We start from the raw sequence: 22,046 nt of genomic DNA on the forward strand, positions 1-22,046 counted from the left end.
CTTAACTAATGCAACTATGTTGCTTTTGTAAAAATTAATTTAAATTTACATAGTAAATAATTTAAGATCCATTAAAAAACAATGTAAATATGTTACAACGAAAATTTGACGAAGTAGTAAAAAAAGAGTTTCCCAACGCCTTGGACGCAAAAGACACTTCAATTCATTATTTAGGTAAAATGCAAATTGAACATAAACTAGATATTTCAAAAGTACTCATGGCGACTTCTGTTTGTTCTGACGACATTAATGTACCGTCTACTACTTTTTTCAATGTTCTCTTTGGACCATTTGTTATGGGAGGACTTGGTGGTATTCCTTTTGTTGGTCAAACCGGTATGACAGCATTTGCACATCACATTCCCGATGAAGGAAGTGCCTTTATTTTTTATGGGCCTCATATCGGAATTACTTTAGATGGAGAATTAGGTAAAATGTATCGACCAAGAATGGAAGAAACTGGTAATTCATGCGGTGCTTTGATGCTTGCTTTAAGCCGTCTTCAAGACGATAATTATGCGCCTGTTATGAACGATGATGATTATCAGCAAATGAAGTTGGAAGAAAGTTTAATGCCCTACAAAGAAGAAATACTTGCAAGTGAGAATCAATCAAAAGCTATTACAGAAGCAACTTATAAAATAATAGACAAAAAAGTTCACGAGTACTTAAAAACGTGCAAGAATGAATTTCATGTTGATAAAGTAACCCTATTGGGAGGTATAATTATAAATACCGACTATGGATTGGATGATTATTTTGATGCAAGAAATTTTGAAGTTATAGATTTAAAAAGCCTATAATATTGAGTACCATAGCTATTTTTTCTCTTTCCCGAAAGAATAACAATCAAATGATAGATTCAATTTCGCCAGGGTAAATGAATAATCTTAGTGGTGCAACCGCATGATTAAAACAATCAAGAATTACGAATAGAAATAAGTAATTAGCTTATCGACTCTATACAAGAATCAACTAAGATATATTCTAAGCCTTAGTATTCTTTGGATAAAAAATGTAGTGATTTTCTGAATCCACAAAATGGCTTAAACAAAATCGGCTATAGAACTGCATAAAGGGTATAAAAATACCCTTTATGCTTATGGCTAAAAATTAGAGAATGCAAAACAAAAAAAAAGCAATTAGAATTGCTGCTATCGATATATTAAGGGGTTTTGTGATGTTAATAATGCTGGTAGATCATGTTAGAGAACATTTTTTTACTCATCATCAAGTATCAGACCCTATGATCATTCAGCAAACGGATAGTAGTTTATTTTTCACCAGATTACTAGCACACTTATGTGCTCCTATTTTTGTCTTTTTAACTGGATTATCGGCATGGTTATATTCAAATCCGCAAGGTAAACCTTCAAGATCGGCTACTTCCTTTTTGTTAAAAAGAGGATTGTTCTTAATCCTACTAGAAGTAACACTAATCAATTTTTCTTGGTCTGCCTCCTACAACACACTTTATTTACAGGTTATATGGGCGATTGGACTAAGTATGATTTGCTTGGCGTTTTTTAGTAAAATACCAAGAATTTGGATTGGAATACTAGGATTCGCAATTATTTTTGGTCACAATTTATTAACTCCAATTACATTTGATAACACTGAGTTAGGTTATAATTTTTGGACCATACTGCATGATAGAGGCTATTTAGCCATTGATAATTTTATCAATACCAGAGTTTCTTATCCTGTATTGCCTTGGATTGGTGTAATTTTATTGGGCTATTTTTCTGGTCCCCTTTATCATTATCATGTAAAACCTATAAGAAGGCAAAAAATACTTATGTTATTAGGTGTTTCTATGCTCATTTTACTTTTAGTGTTAAGAGGTTTGAATATTTATGGGGAAACTCTGCCTTGGGAGGAGCATAACTCCGCGATAAAAACAATAATGTCGTTTCTTAATTATACCAAATATCCTCCATCCTTACATTTTTTATTATTTACCCTAGGCATTGGTCTGTTATTACTGTCTTATTTTGAAAAGTTCAACAACAAATTTTTCGAAATATTAAAAGTATATGGTTCTGCTCCTATGTTTTTTTATATAGTTCATCTTTACGTTCTACTCATAGTACACGGTGTTTTGATCTATACTATAAATAATGGAGAGGTTGTGAAAATGAATCATGTGTACCAACTCTGGTTAATTTCAATTGTATTATCTATAGTATTATACTTCCCCACAAAAAAATTCTCTAATTATAATCGTCGAAGTACATCAAAGCTTATTAAATATTTTTAGGTTATCATTCAATTTATTTTATCATTACTAAAGATTATAGTAACTCTTATGTGCATCATATAAAATCGTAATTAAAGTCTTAAACAATTCAATCTTTTAACTAAGAAAACCAATACTAAACAACTACTTAAGCCTTCTGCCCTACTTCTCTAAGCACTTATATGTCATCATAACAATAAATATTGAGCTAAGAGCAAAAAATAAAACCAAAAATATAGTAACATTTTAGTCTGCCATCACACATATATTAAATATCATCTAACACACAAAATCATCTACAAAATGCAAAAAACTCTTATCATCATTATTCTGGCTTGTATTCACTGTTTATCGGTTCACGCGCAGGACATTGATATAAAACTCTACGAAAATATTCCTATGAGAGATGGTATAAAACTATCGGCAAACATATATTTCCCCGATAGTTTAGAGAAATCACACCCTGTAATACTAGTATATACGCCTTATGTAAATGATGAAGGCGTTAAACGAGGAATGTTTTTTGCCAAAAATGGTTTTGTATTCGTTACTCTGGATTTAAGAGGAAGAGGAAATTCGGAAGGAGAATACAGACCATTCGAAAAAGATGGTATCGATGGTTATGATGCGATCAACTGGATAAGCCAACAAGATTGGTGTAATGGTAATATTGGAATGATGGGGGGGTCATATCGAGGTATGGTACAATGGATGACGTTAAAGAACAAACCAACAGCTCTTAAAACTATTGTTCCTACCGCTTCTGTTGGCCCTGGTATCGACTTTCCAAAATTTGGTGGAATATTTGGGAACTACACCTTACGATGGTTGAATCTTACCGGAGGTAATAGCCAAAACAGTAATTTGTTTGGGGATACAACGTTTTGGAATAATAAAGACAAAAAGAAATATAAAGAGTTTGTTCCTTTCAAAGACTGGGATCTCCTAGCACTTAATAAACGTAACCCTGTTTTTCAAACATGGATTTCTCATCCCGATTTTGATGAATATTGGCAAAACTTCTATCCTACTCTAGAAGACTATGCTTCTTTTGACATCCCAATTCTCACAATTACAGGATACTTTGATGCCGATCAACCGGGAGCAATGACCTATTATGAAGATCATATGAAATACGGTAATCCCGGCGGGAAAGCTAACCACTATTTAATTATGGGGCCTTGGTCTCATGCTGGTACCCGTAAGCCTGTTACAGAATTAGGAGGACTAACCTTTGGAAGTGATTCTAAACTCGATATGATGCAACTTCATTTAGAATGGTTCAATTGGACACTTAAAAACGGTAAAAAGCCAGATTTTTTAAAGGATCAAGTAAACTACTATATGATGAATGATAACAAATGGATGTATGCAAATGAAATGAACAGGATAGCCAATGATACCCTTACCTACTACCTATCTAGTACAGATTCTGATGCCAAACTATTAATCGATCCTGGCCATCTTTCAACACAAAAATCTTCTAATGCCGAAACTGATACTATTATTTATGATCCATTAGATGTAGAAGAAACCGAAAGTTATTCTGGATCAAATTACTATACCGCACCTATACCCATCGAAGAAAAAGGAAGAGTACTTTATGTATCTAACAAGTTGGATAATAACACCACGGTCTTTGGAAGATTTGAAGTAGGTTTATACCTAACTCTTAATGTTCCCGATACCGATATGGAAGTATCGTTATATGCGGTAGATGCAGCTGGTGAAACCCAATATATAGGATCTGATATGCTACGGTTGCGATATCGAGAGGGATTAGACAAACCAAAATTGGTAAAACCGGGTAAAATTTTCTTTTGCAAATTCGATACCCCCTTTATTACAGGACTTGAATTGAAAAAAGACAGTAGATTCATATTAAAAATCAATGCTGTAGACCTGGACTATGTTCAAAAAAACTATAATTCTGGGAAGAACGTTTCACTAGAAACAAAAAAAGATGCCCTAAAAGCCGAAATTAAGATTCATCATTCTTTAGAAAATCCTAGTTACCTAAAAATACCTTTCAGTTCTAAAAATTAGTTATTATACAATGTAGTATTGAAAACTAAAACGGAAGACATTCAAAGACTTGAAAGTAAGTAAACCAAAAAGTATACAAGATTCGAAAATCTGTATAAGAAGTTGAGCCTACCTCACCCCTACCTTTGCCTTATTACTTTAAACTAAAAACAGGCAAATGAAAACACTTCAATTTGGTAAAAAAGGATGGACTCCTGATAGAATAGATAATCAAGAAGGTAAAACCTACCTCATTACAGGTACTACAAGCGGTACGGGGTTTGAAGCATCACGAATACTGCTATCTAAGGGAGCAAAAGTGGTCATGCTAAATCGTAACAGCAAAAAAACTGAAAAAGTCATTGTGACTTTAAAAAAAGAGCTAGGCAATCATATAAAAGTATTATCCATTCGAATGGACTTAGCTGAACAAGCTTCTGTACGCAAGGCAGCTCAAGAGATACTTGCTAAGGTTACCCATATCGATGCACTCATATGTAATGCTGCAATAGCACAGGTACCCAAACAAGAACTTACTGTTGATGGTCATGAAAGTCAGCTTGGTGTTAATCACTATGGTCATTTTTTACTACAAGGGCTGCTCTACCCTTTAATTGAAAAATCTAATGGTCGAATCGTGGTTGTAGGCAGTGAAGGATATAAAATGGGTATAAAAACCATCAAGTTTGATGACATGAACTGGGATAAAAACTATACTGGTAACAATGCCTATAGTCAGAGTAAATTAGCACAGATCATGAGTGTCTATGAATTGCAAGATAGATTAAAAAAAGCCGGTAAAACCGATGTAAACGTGTATGCTTGTCACCCAGGCGCTTCCCGAACGTCATTGATTAAAACCAGTGGTAGTTTGATGACCCGTTTTATTTGGCAACTTATGAAACTATCTCCTTTGGTACAATCTGCAGAAAAAGGCTCTTATCCAGAATTAATGTGTGCAACCGAACCAAATCTGGATCAAAATGAGTTTTATGGCCCAACAGGAAGAAATTATTGGACAGGCCCAGTAGGAATATGCAAGTTAGAGCCACACGCAAAAGATAAAGTTGTAGCTTCTAAATTATGGGCAATATCAGAATTGGAAACTAATTTCAACTGGAATATTTAAATTTATAGTATGCAACACTTTAAAACATTATCATCGTATCTAGATTACCTAGAACTTCCAAGGCCAGAGCACCCTATGTTGAGTGTTTTTAATGCAAAAGGTAATGGTAACCTTCCTTGTCCAAGAGAAAGCTCCCCTCCTATTACTAACGATTGCTATTCTATTAGTTTGAAAAAGTATGTAAAAGGAAATCTAAATTATGGACGTACAAAATACGATTTTACAAATGGTGCTTTAATTTTTATTGCACCAAGACAAGTGTTACAATGGGATAATAGCGTTGTTTTTGAACGAAAAGGTTTTTCGATCAACTTTCATGAAGATTTTTTGAAAGGAACAGCATTGGCTCAACAGATAAAAAAATATGGTTTCTTTTCCTACTCCATCAATGAAGCCTTACACCTCTCTCCCAAAGAAGAAAAACAGATAGAATCTATAGTAAACAACATCGAAACTGAATACCAAAACAACCAAGACAAGTTCAGTAAAGAAATTATTATCTCTCAACTAGACACACTTTTAAAATATGCCCATCGTTTCTACGAAAGACAATTTCTAAACAGAAAAGACCTATCCCATGACTTGTTAGAGCAATTTAATGCGCAATTGTCTGAATATTTTGAAACAGGGCAACTACAAGAAAATGGTATACCCAGTATAGAACAAATAGCAGATAAACTAGCGGTTTCTCAACGATACCTAAGTGATACGCTTAAAAAAGAAACAGGAAAAACAACTACAGAGCATTTGCACTTACACCTAATTGATGAAGCCAAAAATATGCTATTACAACCCAACAAAAGCATCTCTGATGTGGCTTATGAACTAGGATTTGAATATCCTCCATATTTCTCGAGACTATTTAAAAAGAAACTAGGAATAAGCCCTTCTGCATATAGAGAAAATTATAAAATGAATTAAAAATGGAAATATTAAAAATAGCTACAGAATGGGCAAAAGCTGAAGTTTTTTCCTCAAAATTTTTCATCCTTTTTGCCATCTTATTACTAATAGCAAGTGTAGGTTTCTGGCAACTTGGGAGATCCGAAACAGCTAAAGCGTATATTTTTCCAACGTTGGTAGCGGGTATGCTGTTATTAGCTGTTGGTATTGGTATATTAATCGCAAATACCTCAAGAATTTCGAGTTTTGAAAACGCGTATACGGCTAACCCATCTGAATTCATAAAATCGGAAATTGTTCGCACAGAAAAATCTATGAAAGAATATAGCACCATAGTTTTCAAAATCATTCCGTGTATAATCATTATTGCTGCCTTATTCATTATTTTTGTTGACAAACCATATGCTAGAGCGATCTGTATTACAACAATTGCAATGATGATCGTCATTTTATTGGTAGACAGTAACGCAAATGCCAGGATTAAAAACTATCATAACGAATTGAAATTAGCAGATAAATAAAATGAAATTAACACTTATTATTATCCTTTTACTAGTGACTTTTACAAGAGTAGGTTGTGCTCAACAAAAAAATGATACCATATATAGAGCTTACTTGGCTGATCGAAGTGAAGAAATTGAATATCACAGCTTAGAAAAACTTGAAGAATCCTCTGCAAAAGAATTTCAAGGAAATTATCATTTCGGTTCTTCTGAAGCCGAATCTGATCTTAGTATCATTTTTTCTCATGGTAAGTGGTTTGCAAAAGAAGAATATGGCGTTTGGGAACAAGAAACATGGGCAAGAAAAACCGATAGGATCAAGGTAAGCTACAATGATAATACAAAAGTCATCAAACTTGGTGAGAATGCAACCGAATATTTTGCATATACGTGTGTCGATAACTCCAATTTATTTCTAAAAAAAGGAGCCAAAGGTATTGGATTTTCATTTACTGAAACAGAAAATGGAAAAGTGTATCGTTACATTCAGTTCAATGAAGGTATAAAAATCAAAACTATAGGAAAATACCCTGAAGCCAGCTTCGTAAAATTAACCAAAGAAGAATTGGGTGAGTATACCAAGTACGAATTACAAATTATGAGAAACGAAATATTCGCTAGAAAGGGCTATGTTTTTAAAAAAGATGGTAAGATGGACAACTATTTTTCTACAAAAGAATGGTATAAAACAATCACAAAAACAAATAATCCTGATTTGAACGAGATTGAAAAGTATAACGTAAATCTAATAATAACTTTAGAAAAGCAATAAAACATATACAAAACAATTACACTATCCCCTTACATCCCAAATTCACTTACATTACGTATATTTAACAACAGTAGAAAGCACCCAAATATTCCATATATACTAATTCCTAATTAACTAATAGCCTGAAGGGTGACATCGATTTATATAGAAATGACATTCTACGAAGAAAAAATAAGCCATATCAAAAATAGCTGTTATTCAAATAATAAACAGATTGAAACGATTATAGCCACTCGTCATTTCATAGATAATAATTTTGAGAAAGATCTAAAACTAGACTTTTTATCCAATATCAAATTCACCTCAAAATACCATTTACAAAGACTTTTTAAGAGGTACTACGGGCTAACACCCAGGCAGTACTTAATTAACAAACGCATTGAAAAATCAAAAGAAAATTTAATAAATGGGATGACCGTTACTGAGACTTGTTTTGCTGTTGGTTTTGAAAGTTTAGGGTCTTTTAGCAAATTATTTAAAACAAAAACAGGAAAATCACCAAGTCAATTTCAAAAAGAGCAAGTTTCGAGAAGCAAATGAGATTGAAACTTATAAACTTTGAGAACTAAATAAAATACATCAAAGATGAAAGTAACACTTATTAGCATCCCGGTAAGAGATCAAGAAAAAGCTTTACAATTTTATACCAAAAAACTGGGTTTTTTGGTGAAAAAAGATGCTCCCTTAGAGGGCGGTAACCGATGGTTGACGCTTGTTTCTCCCGAATGGCAAGATGGCCCAGAACTGTTATTAGAACCTGCTCCCAACCATTTTGAGCCCTGTAAGGTTTTTCAAGACTCATTAAAAGAGGCTGGAATCCCCTGGACTCAGTTTGATGTTGAAAATGTCGATAAAGAATATGACCGATTAACAAAGCTCAATGTTGATTTTAGTATACCCCCTACCGAAATGGGTACCGTAAAATTTGCAGTTTTTGACGATACTTGCGGGAACAATATTCAAATCGTAGAAACGCTTTAAAATAAAAGCAGTATTTTTCCCTAACAATAAAAAGTAAGCTAATCAAAAGCTCCTCTATTGAAAGAATACGCAAACCATGAGCATATTTAAAAAACTATTCGGAAAATCGTCTGAGAAAGAAAGTTCTAATTCCGAAACTAATTCATCCGATTTTTCTTCTGCCTCCAAAACTGAATTCCAAAACTTTCAAGATTTAGTTGATCAAAACGCGGGTCTTTCCTTCGAAAAACAGCTAAATTTTAATGATGTAACCGGAGGTTTGGCCTGGAATATTAACCTAAATACTGGAACACTATCTTTTAGAGATCTAGATTTTCCTATAGAAGTCATGGGTTCACTATCGTTTAATGATTATTCTTGGATGTGGGGCTGGGCAAATGCAAAAAGTGGAATTCCTGAAAACCTATTAGGTGGTTCATTACAACTAAAGGAAATCGGAGAAAAAAAACAAATTGAAGAATTCTCAAAAGGGCATTTTGCCGCCGAAGAAGGTTTCGAACATAAAATGGGACTAGTTGCCACCGGAATACTTAAAGCCGACGCATATTTTTGCGCCAATTATGGACAAGGTACCATGGTACTAACTTTAAAATCTGACAAAATTCCTGATATAGATTACAATAGATTAGAGAAGGTTTTAACCTCTTTTCCCCAGCTAATTGGTGGCGTTGATCTAAACCATAAAGAAGCTTTCAAAAGCTATTTAATCGATCGAAACATAGACATAAACGTAACTGAACATAAAGTTGAAGGAATGAAAAACGATAAGGTTGTAACTGCAGAATTTGATAACCAGAATAGATTAAAGTCTCTTAACGGAAAAATATAAAACCTTTACATATTTAGGATATAAAGTTTAGTAACTATACCAACTCACGATTCTTAACCGAAACGTTGGTAACAATTTAGAAAATGAAACAAAAAATAGATAAGGTAAGTAAAACCGAATACCCCGAACTTCTAAATGTATGGGAATCTTCGGTAAGAGCAACGCATCATTTCTTGAAAGAAGAAGATATCGAATATTTTAAACCTTTGATATTGAATACTTATTTTGATGCGGTTGAGTTAAGATGTATCAAAAATAATGATGAAAAGATAGTTGGTTTTCTAGGGGTAGCCGAACAAAATTTAGAAATGTTGTTCATTGACCCTGAATATCGTGGACAAAAGATCGGAAAAGCATTACTTGATTATTCTATAAACTTCCTGGAAGTAAATAAAGTTGATGTGAACGAACAGAATGAGCAAGCCGTTGGATTTTACAAACACTGTGGATTCGAAGTAATAAGTCGTTCTGCACTAGACTCAACAGGAAAACCTTATCCCATCTTACATATGGAATTGAAAAAATAAGCTTACTGTAACAAAAACTATTGGTTCTTATCTATACAATAATAACTAACGATACCAGAACCAATGCAACCACTATTCAATCTTATAGGTTTTATTCTTTGCTTAATGCTCCTATTCACGGGCTGTTCAAAAACCAACAAAACAAAAAAAACATCTCACTACAAGGTAAACGTAGCAATTAACCCAGAAAAACAGTCATTATCGACACTGGTTAATATAACATACATACCCAAAGCCAATGAGAAGACTGATAGCATAACATTTATTGGTCATGAAAACATAATGATCAAAAAATGTATCGCCAACGGTTTGATACGTTATCATGAAAAGCAAGGTGGAAATAAAGCAAAAAAGATCGTGCTCTATTTTGAAAATGAAATAGAAAAAAATGTCAACATCACTTTCGAATATGATTTTACCTTAACACAAGATGATGCCCCTTGGGGTATTGACAAAATTTCTAATGATTGGATAGAGTTAAGTTTAAACTCGGGGTGGCTACCCATACTTTCGACTTATGACAATCAATTTAGCGCAGATGCATCCATTAGCATAGTATCAAAGAATAAATTTGAAATACTATCTAGCGGAACATCCAAAAAATTAGGTAAAAATACATTTCAAATTACAAATGTGGTTCCTCAAATTGATCTTGTACTATTGGGGAGCTCAAATTTTGAGGAAAGTATCGACAGAAACATCGCTATCTATGAACGTAAAATTAATACTGAGAGAAATAATTTTATTCATCAATTAGGAAACAATAGTCATCAATGGCTCAATAACAAATTTGGAAAAGTAAAAAAACTCCCGTCTTCTAAACTAGTTATCACACCACGTACAGAAAGTGGATATGCCAGAAAAAACCTAATTGTGTTGAGTAATGATATATCTGTAAAAGATACCATTCACTTTGTAAATTATATTACTCACGAATTTGCTCACTTTTGGAGCACTGGAGCAAACCCTTTGAGCCCTCATCGTTGGTTAGACGAATCGATTGCAGAATATATTGCTTGGAAATACATTGAAGAAAAATTTAACACAAAATATCTTAGAAAATTTCTTGATAATGCAGAAAAAGAGGCTGTAACGATTCCTCCTGTATATATAAAAGGTAATAATGAGATTCCTAAACATGCTGTGATGTATAGAAAAGGAGTGTATAAATTATTCAAGCTAGAGCAAATGATCGGTCAACAAACTATGTTTTTACTTTTAGAAGAATGGTTTAACGTAAAAGAGAAAAATTCTGAAAACTTTTTAAAACAATTAGAAGCTATTTCTGGAACTCAAATATCAGAAAATTTTAGGCGTGAGTTATCGCTATAGCTGTAGCTGCAATAAACTAGGTTAAAAAGGAGTTATATTTTGATCAAGTAAAGCAACAAACTCTAGACTAAATCGTGCTTTAAAACAAGGTTTTTTCATGCGAATTCGTTACTTTTAATGCTTAACTCCTTTTCTAACCCTAAATACGTCTACTTTGAAAATTAAAAAATTCTGGAAACGAATTTTATTAGTACTAATCTTAGTCCCTATTTTACTAATAGGAGGTCTAATGCTATATATTCAGAGCAACCAATCTGAAATCATTAGAGGAGAAATCGCAAAGTTAAACCAAGAACACAAAGGCCTAATAAGTGTTGGTGAAAGCGAATTATCACTTTTTGGCAATTTCCCATACATCTCTATAAAAGTATATGATGTAAAAATTCTAGAAACCAAAGAAGACAATGCCCCTATTATCATGGATGTAAAAGACATTTATGTTGGATTTAATCTATGGGATATTGTAAAGGGAAATTATGATATTCAATCTTTAATTATAGAAGAGGGTGTTTTTAATATTGTTATTCATGAAAACAATACCACCAATATTCAAAATTCTTTGGCCAGTACGTCTGAGACTGAAACCCCTTCTACCAATATTCATCTTAAAAAAATTCGATTTAAAAGTCTAGATATTCACACTTTAGACGAAGCTACCAATACAGATGTAGAAAAGTTCATGTATGCCGGCACTGGTGGTTTTAGTCAAAAAGACAGTGTCATCGCCGGGCATATTGACACTTATTTTGAATTAAACGTGATTAAAGATGGTGACACTACTTTTATTCACAATAAGCATTTTGAAGTGCATACCGATGTAATCTTTAATGAGTACACCGGAATTCTAGACATTTCCCCGTCAACCATTATGATGGAAAATGGTGATTTTGAGCTAGAAGGATCTATAGACACCAAAAATGATGTAGATCTGGATCTTTCTATAAAGGGAACCAAACCCAATTTCGATATGTTGATTGCTTTTGCTCCTACAGATGTGATTCCGGTTTTAGAGAAATACAGAAATGCAGGTGAAATTTATTTTAATGCAAATATTAAAGGGCCTGCTAACAAAGGCAATAGACCTTTTATCAACGCAAATTTTGGAGCTGGAAAGGCCTATTTAGAAAACACCAAAAAAGCCAAAAAGATCGATAATATGGGTTTCAACGGTCATTTTACAAATGGAAAAAACAGAGATGCCAGTACTATGGAGTTTTCTCTTACCGATATGACGGCTTCTTTAGAAAAAGGCGAGTTTCAAGGTTCTATTTTTGTAAAAAACTTTGAATCCCCAGAAGTTGATATGCAAATACAATCAAATTTTAACCTTGGTTTCATTACAGACTTTTTCGAACTGGAACAAGTACAAGATGCTTCTGGAGAGGTTTCATTGAAAATGAATTTCCATGATATTATTGATATCGATAACCCCGAGAAAGCTTTAGAAAAACTCAATCAAGCCTACTTTACCGAATTAATTGTGAAAGACCTAAGCCTGGTAGCCAAAGAGCTACCCGCTCCCCTACACGATTTGAACGTAAATTTAGTCATGAACGGTAAAGAAGCTACGCTGAATCAGTTTGAACTATTGATTGGAGATTCTGATTTATCTGTACGTGGTTTTCTCTCAAATTTACCAGCTATCGTACATCATACTAATATTCCTGTTGAAGCGCATTTAGATATTTCCTCCAAAACCCTTGACATTGCTCAATTAACCGGTTTTACCAAACAAGATACCATTCAAACTGGTTTTGATGAACAAATAAAAGACTTGAGTTTAGGACTTTCTTTTAAAGCCTCTGCAAAAGATTTTACAGAATCTGAATATTTACCAAAAGGTGAGTTTTTTATCGATAGTTTATATGCTGATTTAAAGCATTATCCTCATAAACTACATGATTTTCATGCTGATGTATTAATCGATGATAATGACTTAAAAATAGTAGATTTTACAGGATATATCGATGATAGTGATTTTCATTTTGATGGACTTATACATGATTATGCATTTTGGATGAAACCCCAACTTAACGGAGATGTAGATCTAGATATCAATCTTACTTCGAAAAAATTAAGGCTCGAAGATCTCTTTTCGTATAAAGGAGAAAACTATGTACCTAAAGAATATCGTCATGAAACTTTTGATAATTTAGCATTGCATTTTGCCTCTAGCATGCATTATAAAGATTCTGTGTTACATTCTATCGATCTTGCCTTAGATAAGTTAGACACAAAAATGAAATTGCACCCGCTTCGTTTTCATGATTTTAGAGGTAAGATTCACTATGAAGATGAGCACTTAGTGATCAAAGATTTTCATGGTGAAATTGGAACTACCAATTTTAATTTTGATCTAAACTATTACTTGGGTAAAGATGCACAAATAAAGAAAAGAGACAATTACTTTGAGTTGAAGGCGAATTACATCGATTTTGATGCACTTTTCAATTTTGATTTAAATCCCCAAAAACCCACAGAGGCCGTAGCTTCCAAAACTGCAGATGTAAAAGAACATGCAGACGCTTTCAACTTATATGAATTACCATTTACCGATATGCAGTTTAAGGTAGATATTGCTCACTTTATTTACCATAGAATAGATCTACAAAATATCATAGCAGATTTACGCACAACACCCAATCATTATATTTATATAGATACCTTAAATATGGATGCAGCGGGAGGAAATATCCGATTGAATGGATATTTTAATGGTAGCGATCCTAAACATATCTATATGCAACCCGATCTGGTGATGAATAATGTTGATTTGGATAAATTACTATTCAAATTTGAAAATTTTGGACAGGATCATTTGGTATCAGAAAATCTACAAGGGAAACTTACCTCCAGAATTCGAGGAAAAATACGAGTGTACCCAGATATGGTACCTGATCTGGACCAATCTACCCTAGAAATGGATGTAAAAGTATTAAATGGAAGGTTAAAAAATTATGATCCCATGCTAGCACTTTCAGATTATATGGGAGACAAAAATCTACAAAACATCCGGTTTGATACCTTACAAAATAACCTAGCGATACAAAAAGGAAAAATAAATATCCCTGCGATGAGAATCGAATCTACTTTGGGGCATATAGAACTTTCAGGTACTCATGATAACAATCAAAACATAGATTATTATTTACGCATTCCATGGAAAACAGTAAGAAAAGCTGCCTGGCAAAAATTATTCGGTAGTAAGAAAGATTCTATTAGTACAGAGCAACAAGAAGAAGAGATCGTAGAAGTAGATCCTAATAAAAAAATAAAGTACTTGAACCTAAAAATTAAAGGAAATATCGATGATTACAAGGTCTCGCTAGGTAAGAAAAAAGAATAGATGTATTAAATTAGGACTGCAACAGTTACCTTCATAAACCATAATTCCCGAAAGACAATTAAGAATACATATTTAAAACTAGGAATGAAATTAAATGCACTTATTTTATTATTTTTTGTGACATCTATCCATAAATCTTACGGGCAATTTACTTATGATGAATATATTGCTGATCTGATGGATCAAAAAAATATCTCCAGTGTAAGAATCCAGGAATACAATATAAAATCAGACACTTTAAACAAACAATCCGAATCCAAATTCAGGTTTGATTCCTTAGGAAGGATCTTCTTTTCCAGTAAAGAAACTAGTTATTCATTTACCTCAGATTCGGTTATTTATGATAAAAAAGGCAACTATAAAACAATCTATAAATCTAGAGAGAAAAACAAACTACATGAGAAAATAGCTATTATATACGATGATAAAAATGAGATTGAACTTATAAATTATTACCTCTACACCGCACCAAATCAAAATACATTGTACAATAATATTTCATTCTCTAAGAAAATTGAAAATGATGAAATAACTACAAAATATTTTGATGTTAAATCTGGCATCCAACAAGAATTTCATTTTAATAAACAGGGATTGTTAGTAAAGGAAGTAAAGCAACAAAAGGCTTATCTATATTATTCTCATTTTGAATATGAGTATGCAAATATTGAGAGTTCTTCTCCCAGCGATCATGTTTTTGAAAATATTTGTGTGCTGCAAACCAATAGGTTTTATATTGATGTATTAAATGGTAGAAATGCCTTTACTAATAGAAAAGATTTACTAGGTAAAGTAAAAAGGTTTGGAGAAAAGGGAAAACTATTGGAAACATATGATTATAAATACGATGAAAAAGGCAATCTGATAGAAAAAATTACAGAAAAAACATCAGAAGACGATACCATAAAAAGAGCAATTAGCATATACAAATTGGACAAACACAATAGTATGATCCAACAAAAATATACTTTCCCCAATGGACGCTCAAAAGTATATAACCTCGAATATGAATATACATATGACAACAACAATAATTGGATCAAAAGAGTTGAGTATCGAAGAGGAGAAAAAAGAGAGGTTATTGAAAGAGAAATTAAATACAAGAAAAATTAGTATCCAAAAAAGTAGAACTCATAAAATCAATACTGATTTTTTCATGTTTTAAAAACCACTATATCATTTATTTAAAAATAATATTTGGTATTTTTAAATGCACACAATAAACACACTTAATGAAATACATTAAACTTCTCACCTCCTTTATCTTTAGCGTTGGAATTTTTTATGTTTTAAATACAAAACTAAGTGAAGCTCCTCCTTTAGGCAAATTCTTAAATCCAAGCTCTGGTATCTGGCAAAATGAAACAGATGAGTCGATCACGGGAGAAATCTCTATAACAGGATTAACAGATAAAGTAATTGTACATTATGACGAGTACATGATTCCTCACGTTTTTGCGCAAAATGAACAGGATTTATATAAGGCGCAGGGCTATTTAACAGCAAAACATCGTTTGTGGCAATTAGAATTTCAAACATACGCAGCTGCCGGGCGGTTATCCGAAATTTTTGGAGAAAGAGCCTTAAATTATGATAGAACAGAACGAAGACGAGGCATGGGATATGGAGCAGAACAAGCCATTGCCTATATGAAAAAATACGATCCTGAAACCCTAAGTTTTATTCAGGATTATGCCGACGGAGTAAACGCATATATCGATCAACTTAACCCAGACGATTACCCAGTAGAATATAAACTTCTAGATTATAAGCCCGAAGCATGGTCTCCCAAAAAAACTGCCCTGCTATTGATGTATATGACAAAAATGCTGGCCGGTTACGAAGATGATCTTGAGTACACAAATGTTCTACGACTAGTTGGAAAAGAAAATTTTGATTTACTTTTTCCTGACTTTTTTGATATCACAGATCCTGTAATCCCAAAGGATACTGACTGGAGTTTTATTGATGTTCCCCAAACTAAATTACCAGATAGTCAAGTAGTTTTAGATACCATATCTGTAACTATCGAAAAGCCACATCCAGATAATGGTAGTAATAATTGGGCTGTTTCTGGAGAAAAGTCTGTAACTGGAAACCCAATATTGGCAAACGATCCGCATTTAAGTCTTAATTTACCTTCTATTTGGTTTGTAATGCAATTAAGTAGTCCTAATCATAATGTTTTTGGTGCCACCATTCCTGGTGCATTAGGTGTTATTTCAGGATTCAATCAACATATTGCTTGGGGAGAAACCAATGCTACAAGAGATGTTATAGATTGGTACAAAATAGAATTCAATGATAATCGTACACAATACAAATATGATAACCAATGGAAAGAAGTTTCTATTAGAGTTGAGGATATAAAAATAAAAGGCCAAGAAAATTATAAGGATTCTGTTTTGTATACACATCATGGCCCGGTGGTATATGATAAGAACTTCAAATCTGAAAACCAAAAATCGGGATATGCCATGAGATGGATAGCTCATGATGGAGGTAACAATCAAAAAACATTCATACAACTCAATAAAGCAAAAAACTATAATGACTATGTAAGTGCTTTACAGTATTGGAATGCTCCAGCGCAAAATTTCGTATTTGCGTCAACAGAAGGAGATATTGCGCTATGGATACAAGGGAAATTTGCCAATAAATGGGAAGGTCAAGGAAAGTTTTTAATGGATGGTAGTGAGCCCGAAAACGACTGGCAATCTTATATCCCACAAAAATTTAATGCACATACCAAAAATCCAGATCGTGGATTTGTGAGTTCGGCAAATCAACATCCGGTAGATGAAAATTACCCCTATTATATCTTCAATGATGGTTATGAAACCTATAGAAATCGTGTGATTAATGAGTTTTTTAACTCTAAGGATAAATTTAGCGTGCAAGATTTTAAAGATTTGCATAACAACAATTTAAATCTTAAAGCAAAAGAGTTAGTTCCATATATGTTACAACATATGGATACATCATCACTTTCTACCGAAGAAAAGGAGATCTACAGGGAAATTCAAGCTTGGAGTTTCAACAATGATATAGATGAGGTTGGACCTAGTATATGGAGGCAATGGTATGGCAAACTATATAGTATGTTATGGGATGAATTTGAAGCACAAGATATGGCACTAACCTCTCCATATACCTATCAAACCATTTACTTACTAAAAAATCATGGTAATCATGAATTTATGGACATCGTAGAGACCAAAGGTAAGACGGAGACAGCTAAAGATTTATTTCTACTGGCCTTTAAAAAAGCTTGTCAAAGTTTAAAAGAAATAAAAGAACAAGAAGGAAACTATACTTGGTCAAATTATAAAGGCACTTATGCAGGACATTTATTACAAGGGTTACCTGCTTTTTCAAGATTTGATATTCCTATTGGTGGTGACCGTAATATTGTAAATGCCACTTCAGAAGATCATGGTCCTTCATGGAGGATGATTGTTGAGATGACCTCTCCTCCAACAGCTTTGGGTATTTATCCGGGAGGTCAATCTGGTAACCCTGGGAGTCAATATTATGATAATTTTATTAATGATTGGGCTGCTGGAAAATACTACAGTCTTAATTTTTTACCTTCTAATGAAGTGACCAATACTGTCATTGGTACACAAACCTTAACACCTGCAAGTAATGACTAAAAATATCATCAACTTTATCGTAACCATACTATTGGCTGCGTTATTATCACTCTTTTTACCTTGGTGGTCAGTGATGACAGCTGCCTTAACCACATCTATATGTATTCCTCTCAAAAAAGTAGCGGTATTTTTTGTTCCGTTTTTTTCAATATTGATTTTTTGGGCGACCTACTGTTTCATGTTAAGTAGTGCAAATGATTTTACCCTGGCCAAAAAAATATCCCAATTATTACAACTTGGAGGTAACCCTTATATACTTATTTTGTTTACGGGAATCTTAGGAGGGTTGGCAGCAGGGGTAATTGCAGTTTTTGGAAAGCAGATCGTCATATTTAGTAGAAGTAAATGATCTAGAAATATTTGAAAAGTATAAACAAAAAGCACTATAAAAGCATTTTCAAGAGAGTATGGAAGCTATTATTACCGTTGTTGGTTTTTTGGGAGCAGGAAAAACAACATTATTAAAACATTTAATGACCAGCTATATTGAGCAAAGTTGGAAACCATTTGTTATACTCAACGATTATGAAAATGCAAATCTTGATGCCCAACAATTTATTGAGCAAATAGAGGCAAAACATGTAAGAGCCCTCAGTGGGAGTTGTATTTGTTGTAGTGGCATAGATGAACTTAGAAATTTTGTGAATAGAATTCCTAAACGCACCAATGGAATTACTCTTATCGAAGCCAATGGTACTTCTGACGCCTGTTCACTTATGAGTTTTCTTGGTGTTGGTCTCAATGACAGGTTTCTACCTCCTATTCAAATATCTGTAGTTGATGTAAGAAATTGGCAAAAAAGAGAAGACCATAATGAGCTAGAAGCCAATCAGATTCAGGTTTCTTCGTTGACCGTCTTAACCCATATTGAAAATGTGCCTTCAGAAAGAATACATTTTGTAATGGAAGAACTACAAAAGCTAAACCCTTTTGCCGAAATTATGACTATGAAAGAAGTCGATGTTTCTCTTATTCCTAAACTCTCCCCTTCTGAAAACAAGGCTCAAAAGTTTGAGCACCATAAAGCACATTGGGCTTCATGCTCAACCGATTTACCCAATTTACCAAGTTCAAATTGCATTTATGATATTTGTAACGCACTACCGAAAAGTATTCTTCGAATAAAAGGCTGCACACAAATAGGTTCAGAAGAAAAATTCACCTATTTTGAAAGAACTCCAAATGGTGAAGTATTCATTAGACCATTTAACGGGGTTCCTATTACAGGATCAAAACTTTTGGCTATAGGTCCGGGAAGTACACCTGAATCCCTTGAAAGAGCCATCGAAATTAGTCTAATTCAACAAAACCAAGTGTTATAAACAAAGTAAATGAATAAAAATAAATTTTCAGAGTTCACAAATCAAGAACTACATATTGAAAAAAAGAAATTAAAAAACAAGAAAATAGTCAACGCTCTATTAATTGGTTTTCTTGCCGGTATATTTTTTGTTGGAGCTGCAGCTGCGATTTACAAAAAGAATGTATTAGGTATAATACCCATGCTAATTCCTATTTTTTTAATCTATAGACTTATCAATAATTCTAAACAAGACAAAGAACTAGAACAAGTTTTGAAAGAACGAGAGATTAAGTAAATGATCCTGGATATCTTACTCTTCCCAAAACAAGATACTTATAAAAAGAATTCTCGTGCTAATAATATCATCATTATTTGTACCTTTTGTTTATATCAATTTTATCGTAAGGTAGTATAAAGACATTGCTATGATCACATTAAGACCCGCGACAATAGAAGATCTTGAATTACTCAAATATTGGGATACAAAGCAACATGTAATTGACTGTGATCCAGATGATGAATGGAATTGGGACATTGAACTTTCTCGACAACCAAAGTGGAGAGAACAATTGGTAGCAGAATTAAATAAAGAACCTATAGGTTTTTTGCAGATCATTGATCCTTATCTAGAAGAAACGCATTATTGGGGGCAAGTAGAGAAAAACAAAAGAGCTATAGATATTTGGATAGGAGAAGAAAGTAACCTAAACAAAGGATACGGCTCTATAATGATGAAACAAGCCATACAAAGGTGCTTTGAAAACCCAAAAGTTGAAGGAATACTCATTGACCCATTAAAAACAAATACCAAGGCACATAAATTTTATAAGAGACTCGGATTTGAGTTTATTGAAGAAAGAAAATTTAATGAGGTTTTTTGTTATGTATATGAATTGAGAAGAAAAGGCTATGAAACACACCAAGACTAAAAACAATCATTCTCATATTTTCATTAAAAAGAGAAAGAACATGAAAGAGTTTCTCTCATGTTTAACAGTTTCTCTTTTTTTACCAATGTTATTGATACCAATGTTTCATGTAAATGCCCAACCGGTAAATACAATAAAAACTGAGAATGTGACTTTCAAAAGTCAAGGGGTGAATCTAGCAGGTACTATCTATACACCTCAACAGTACAATGCAGCCGTAGTAATTGTTCATGGTTCTGGTCAACAGCCTCGAATGAATAAATTTGCTAAAATTTTGGCTCAAAATGATATTGCGGTGTTAACTTATGACAAACGTGGGGTTGGGAAATCGGAAGGAATTTATGCTGGACCAGAAGTTGGGACAAACAATATTGATGCTACCAATATAGCACTATTGGCAAAAGATGCTAGTGCTGCTGTAAACCTATTATATCAACAAAATAAAAAAATACCTGTCGGGCTTGTAGGATTTAGTCAAGCAGGATGGATAATTCCTATAACAGCAAACCAAAATTCGTTGGTAGAATTTATGGTATTATTTAGTTGCCCAACAATAACAACTCTCGAACAACTTAGGTTTCAGTTTTATACCAATGGGAATACCAATTTCTGGGAAAATCATACCGAAGCAGATGCTCTGGAACATCTTAGAAATGATCCTGATCGATATCAATTTACCGATACCGATCCCAAAGATGCACTGCGCTCTCTTTCCATTCCGGGGTTGTGGCTTTTTGGTGCAAAAGATATTCAAATACCCGCAGGATTGTGTATAGCGCATCTTAATACCCTTAAAGTTCAAGGTAAACCATTTGAATATACTTTGTTTTCCAAATTAGGACACAATACGGCATTTGCCAATACCTCTATTCCAATTGATATTTCTATCGAATGGATAAAGCAAAAAGTTAAAAAACAATAACCGATACAAGTCATTAAAAAACACTATAACATGCATACTACATTTCCCATTCTAGAATCTGAAAGAGTAGTTCTAAGGCAATTTAAAGAATCAGATTTAGAAAATGTTTTTAAAGGACTTTCACACCCAGATATTATCAAATACTATGGGATTAGTTTTGATAGCCTAGAAGCAACAAAAGAGCAGATGACCTGGTTTTCTGATTTGGAAAAGAACGAAACTGGTATATGGTGGGCAGTTTGTTCTAAAGATAATGGAAGGTTTCTTGGTGCAGGAGGATTAAATGATATTAATAAAGAAAATAGAAAAGCTGAACTTGGTTTTTGGTTGTTACCAGAGCATTGGGGAAAGGGGTTAATGACAGAAACCATTCCACTAATCTTAAAATATGCATTTGAGCATATTGGACTGCACAGAATTGAAGGTTTTGTTGAAACAGAAAACGCTAATTGCAAAAGGGCACTTGCAAAACTAAATTTCAATTTAGAAGGTACGATGCGAGACTGTGAAATAAAAAATGGAGCGTTTATCAGTTTAGATATTTACTCAAAAATAGCTGGCATATAGTTTCCTCTCTTTTTATGAGAGGTACCAGGATTCCATATCGCTAACAAAACCTAACCTACAATCTGTAGAAGGTCAATATTTCA

Annotated in this window: 21 protein-coding genes; all 21 read left to right on the plus strand. The window is 33.3% G+C overall.

Features of this window, described 5'->3' with window-relative positions; translation table 11 throughout:
- Positions 1 to 89: 89 nt before the first annotated feature.
- Positions 90 to 803, plus strand: coding sequence for a hypothetical protein (locus M0D21_RS02660; RefSeq protein ID WP_248326342.1), 714 nt, complete (start codon positions 90 to 92; stop codon positions 801 to 803).
- Between the two features lie 317 nt (positions 804 to 1,120).
- On the plus strand, positions 1,121 to 2,260 hold the full coding sequence (locus tag M0D21_RS02665; protein WP_248326344.1) for a DUF1624 domain-containing protein: 1,140 nt from the start codon (positions 1,121 to 1,123) through the stop codon (positions 2,258 to 2,260).
- Positions 2,261 to 2,542: 282 nt separating this feature from the next.
- Positions 2,543 to 4,285, plus strand: coding sequence for a CocE/NonD family hydrolase (locus M0D21_RS02670; protein ID WP_248326380.1), 1,743 nt, complete (start codon positions 2,543 to 2,545; stop codon positions 4,283 to 4,285).
- Between the two features lie 157 nt (positions 4,286 to 4,442).
- A complete protein-coding gene (locus M0D21_RS02675; RefSeq protein ID WP_248326393.1) occupies positions 4,443 to 5,393 on the plus strand; it encodes an SDR family oxidoreductase in 951 nt (316 codons plus the stop codon).
- 9 nt (positions 5,394 to 5,402) lie between these two features.
- Positions 5,403 to 6,314 carry a helix-turn-helix domain-containing protein gene (locus M0D21_RS02680; protein WP_248326394.1) on the plus strand — a complete coding sequence of 304 codons (912 nt, stop codon included), beginning with the start codon at positions 5,403 to 5,405 and terminating at the stop codon, positions 6,312 to 6,314.
- Between the two features lie 2 nt (positions 6,315 to 6,316).
- Positions 6,317 to 6,817 (plus strand): hypothetical protein, encoded by a 501-nt coding sequence (locus M0D21_RS02685; protein ID WP_248326403.1) that lies wholly within the window; start codon positions 6,317 to 6,319, stop codon positions 6,815 to 6,817.
- Between the two features lies 1 nt (position 6,818).
- Positions 6,819 to 7,571 (plus strand): YARHG domain-containing protein, encoded by a 753-nt coding sequence (locus M0D21_RS02690; protein WP_248326405.1) that lies wholly within the window; start codon positions 6,819 to 6,821, stop codon positions 7,569 to 7,571.
- A 150-nt stretch (positions 7,572 to 7,721) separates the two neighbouring features.
- Positions 7,722 to 8,111, plus strand: coding sequence for a helix-turn-helix domain-containing protein (locus M0D21_RS02695; protein WP_248326407.1), 390 nt, complete (start codon positions 7,722 to 7,724; stop codon positions 8,109 to 8,111).
- Positions 8,112 to 8,156: 45 nt separating this feature from the next.
- Positions 8,157 to 8,552: a VOC family protein gene (locus M0D21_RS02700; protein ID WP_248326409.1), complete on the plus strand. Its 396-nt coding sequence runs from the start codon at positions 8,157 to 8,159 to the stop codon at positions 8,550 to 8,552.
- Between the two features lie 76 nt (positions 8,553 to 8,628).
- Positions 8,629 to 9,381, plus strand: a complete 753-nt coding sequence (locus M0D21_RS02705) for a DUF6882 domain-containing protein (RefSeq protein ID WP_248326411.1) — start codon at positions 8,629 to 8,631, stop codon at positions 9,379 to 9,381.
- A gap of 83 nt (positions 9,382 to 9,464) precedes the next feature.
- On the plus strand, positions 9,465 to 9,908 hold the full coding sequence (locus M0D21_RS02710; RefSeq protein ID WP_248326413.1) for a GNAT family N-acetyltransferase: 444 nt from the start codon (positions 9,465 to 9,467) through the stop codon (positions 9,906 to 9,908).
- A 63-nt stretch (positions 9,909 to 9,971) separates the two neighbouring features.
- A complete protein-coding gene (locus M0D21_RS02715) occupies positions 9,972 to 11,240 on the plus strand; it encodes a M1 family aminopeptidase (protein WP_248326422.1) in 1,269 nt (422 codons plus the stop codon).
- A 154-nt stretch (positions 11,241 to 11,394) separates the two neighbouring features.
- Positions 11,395 to 14,586 (plus strand): AsmA family protein, encoded by a 3,192-nt coding sequence (locus M0D21_RS02720; protein ID WP_248326431.1) that lies wholly within the window; start codon positions 11,395 to 11,397, stop codon positions 14,584 to 14,586.
- An 84-nt stretch (positions 14,587 to 14,670) separates the two neighbouring features.
- Positions 14,671 to 15,699, plus strand: coding sequence for a hypothetical protein (locus M0D21_RS02725; RefSeq protein ID WP_248326433.1), 1,029 nt, complete (start codon positions 14,671 to 14,673; stop codon positions 15,697 to 15,699).
- A gap of 119 nt (positions 15,700 to 15,818) precedes the next feature.
- A complete protein-coding gene (locus M0D21_RS02730) occupies positions 15,819 to 18,242 on the plus strand; it encodes a penicillin acylase family protein (RefSeq protein ID WP_248326435.1) in 2,424 nt (807 codons plus the stop codon).
- Entirely contained in the window at positions 18,235 to 18,591 is a 357-nt protein-coding gene (locus tag M0D21_RS02735; RefSeq protein WP_248326443.1) for a hypothetical protein, read from the plus strand. Before M0D21_RS02730 ends, M0D21_RS02735 begins: the two co-directional genes overlap by 8 nt.
- A 58-nt stretch (positions 18,592 to 18,649) precedes the next feature.
- Positions 18,650 to 19,564 carry a GTP-binding protein gene (locus M0D21_RS02740; protein WP_248326452.1) on the plus strand — a complete coding sequence of 305 codons (915 nt, stop codon included), beginning with the start codon at positions 18,650 to 18,652 and terminating at the stop codon, positions 19,562 to 19,564.
- Positions 19,565 to 19,573: 9 nt separating this feature from the next.
- Positions 19,574 to 19,840, plus strand: coding sequence for a hypothetical protein (locus M0D21_RS02745; protein WP_248326463.1), 267 nt, complete (start codon positions 19,574 to 19,576; stop codon positions 19,838 to 19,840).
- Between the two features lie 130 nt (positions 19,841 to 19,970).
- A complete protein-coding gene (locus M0D21_RS02750) occupies positions 19,971 to 20,474 on the plus strand; it encodes a GNAT family N-acetyltransferase (RefSeq protein ID WP_248326465.1) in 504 nt (167 codons plus the stop codon).
- Positions 20,475 to 20,514: 40 nt separating this feature from the next.
- Positions 20,515 to 21,396 (plus strand): alpha/beta hydrolase family protein, encoded by an 882-nt coding sequence (locus M0D21_RS02755; protein WP_248326467.1) that lies wholly within the window; start codon positions 20,515 to 20,517, stop codon positions 21,394 to 21,396.
- 30 nt (positions 21,397 to 21,426) lie between these two features.
- Positions 21,427 to 21,963 carry a GNAT family N-acetyltransferase gene (locus tag M0D21_RS02760; protein WP_248326472.1) on the plus strand — a complete coding sequence of 179 codons (537 nt, stop codon included), beginning with the start codon at positions 21,427 to 21,429 and terminating at the stop codon, positions 21,961 to 21,963.
- The last annotated feature ends 83 nt before the right edge of the window (positions 21,964 to 22,046 follow it).

This window comes from Aquimarina acroporae, assembly GCF_023195925.1.
In the GTDB taxonomy this organism is placed as follows: domain Bacteria; phylum Bacteroidota; class Bacteroidia; order Flavobacteriales; family Flavobacteriaceae; genus Aquimarina; species Aquimarina acroporae.

Coding starts and splice junctions, on each gene's coding strand:
- M0D21_RS02705 (WP_248326411.1), top strand. CDS start 8,629: ATGAGCATATTTAAAAAACTATTCGGAAAATCGTCTGAGAAAGAAAGT.
- M0D21_RS02760 (WP_248326472.1), top strand. CDS start 21,427: ATGCATACTACATTTCCCATTCTAGAATCTGAAAGAGTAGTTCTAAGG.
- M0D21_RS02710 (WP_248326413.1), top strand. CDS start 9,465: ATGAAACAAAAAATAGATAAGGTAAGTAAAACCGAATACCCCGAACTT.
- M0D21_RS02675 (WP_248326393.1), top strand. CDS start 4,443: ATGAAAACACTTCAATTTGGTAAAAAAGGATGGACTCCTGATAGAATA.
- M0D21_RS02665 (WP_248326344.1), top strand. CDS start 1,121: ATGCAAAACAAAAAAAAAGCAATTAGAATTGCTGCTATCGATATATTA.
- M0D21_RS02660 (WP_248326342.1), top strand. CDS start 90: ATGTTACAACGAAAATTTGACGAAGTAGTAAAAAAAGAGTTTCCCAAC.
- M0D21_RS02745 (WP_248326463.1), top strand. CDS start 19,574: ATGAATAAAAATAAATTTTCAGAGTTCACAAATCAAGAACTACATATT.
- M0D21_RS02750 (WP_248326465.1), top strand. CDS start 19,971: ATGATCACATTAAGACCCGCGACAATAGAAGATCTTGAATTACTCAAA.
- M0D21_RS02670 (WP_248326380.1), top strand. CDS start 2,543: ATGCAAAAAACTCTTATCATCATTATTCTGGCTTGTATTCACTGTTTA.
- M0D21_RS02715 (WP_248326422.1), top strand. CDS start 9,972: ATGCAACCACTATTCAATCTTATAGGTTTTATTCTTTGCTTAATGCTC.
- M0D21_RS02680 (WP_248326394.1), top strand. CDS start 5,403: ATGCAACACTTTAAAACATTATCATCGTATCTAGATTACCTAGAACTT.
- M0D21_RS02685 (WP_248326403.1), top strand. CDS start 6,317: ATGGAAATATTAAAAATAGCTACAGAATGGGCAAAAGCTGAAGTTTTT.
- M0D21_RS02695 (WP_248326407.1), top strand. CDS start 7,722: ATGACATTCTACGAAGAAAAAATAAGCCATATCAAAAATAGCTGTTAT.
- M0D21_RS02735 (WP_248326443.1), top strand. CDS start 18,235: ATGACTAAAAATATCATCAACTTTATCGTAACCATACTATTGGCTGCG.
- M0D21_RS02730 (WP_248326435.1), top strand. CDS start 15,819: ATGAAATACATTAAACTTCTCACCTCCTTTATCTTTAGCGTTGGAATT.
- M0D21_RS02755 (WP_248326467.1), top strand. CDS start 20,515: ATGAAAGAGTTTCTCTCATGTTTAACAGTTTCTCTTTTTTTACCAATG.
- M0D21_RS02740 (WP_248326452.1), top strand. CDS start 18,650: ATGGAAGCTATTATTACCGTTGTTGGTTTTTTGGGAGCAGGAAAAACA.
- M0D21_RS02725 (WP_248326433.1), top strand. CDS start 14,671: ATGAAATTAAATGCACTTATTTTATTATTTTTTGTGACATCTATCCAT.
- M0D21_RS02700 (WP_248326409.1), top strand. CDS start 8,157: ATGAAAGTAACACTTATTAGCATCCCGGTAAGAGATCAAGAAAAAGCT.
- M0D21_RS02690 (WP_248326405.1), top strand. CDS start 6,819: ATGAAATTAACACTTATTATTATCCTTTTACTAGTGACTTTTACAAGA.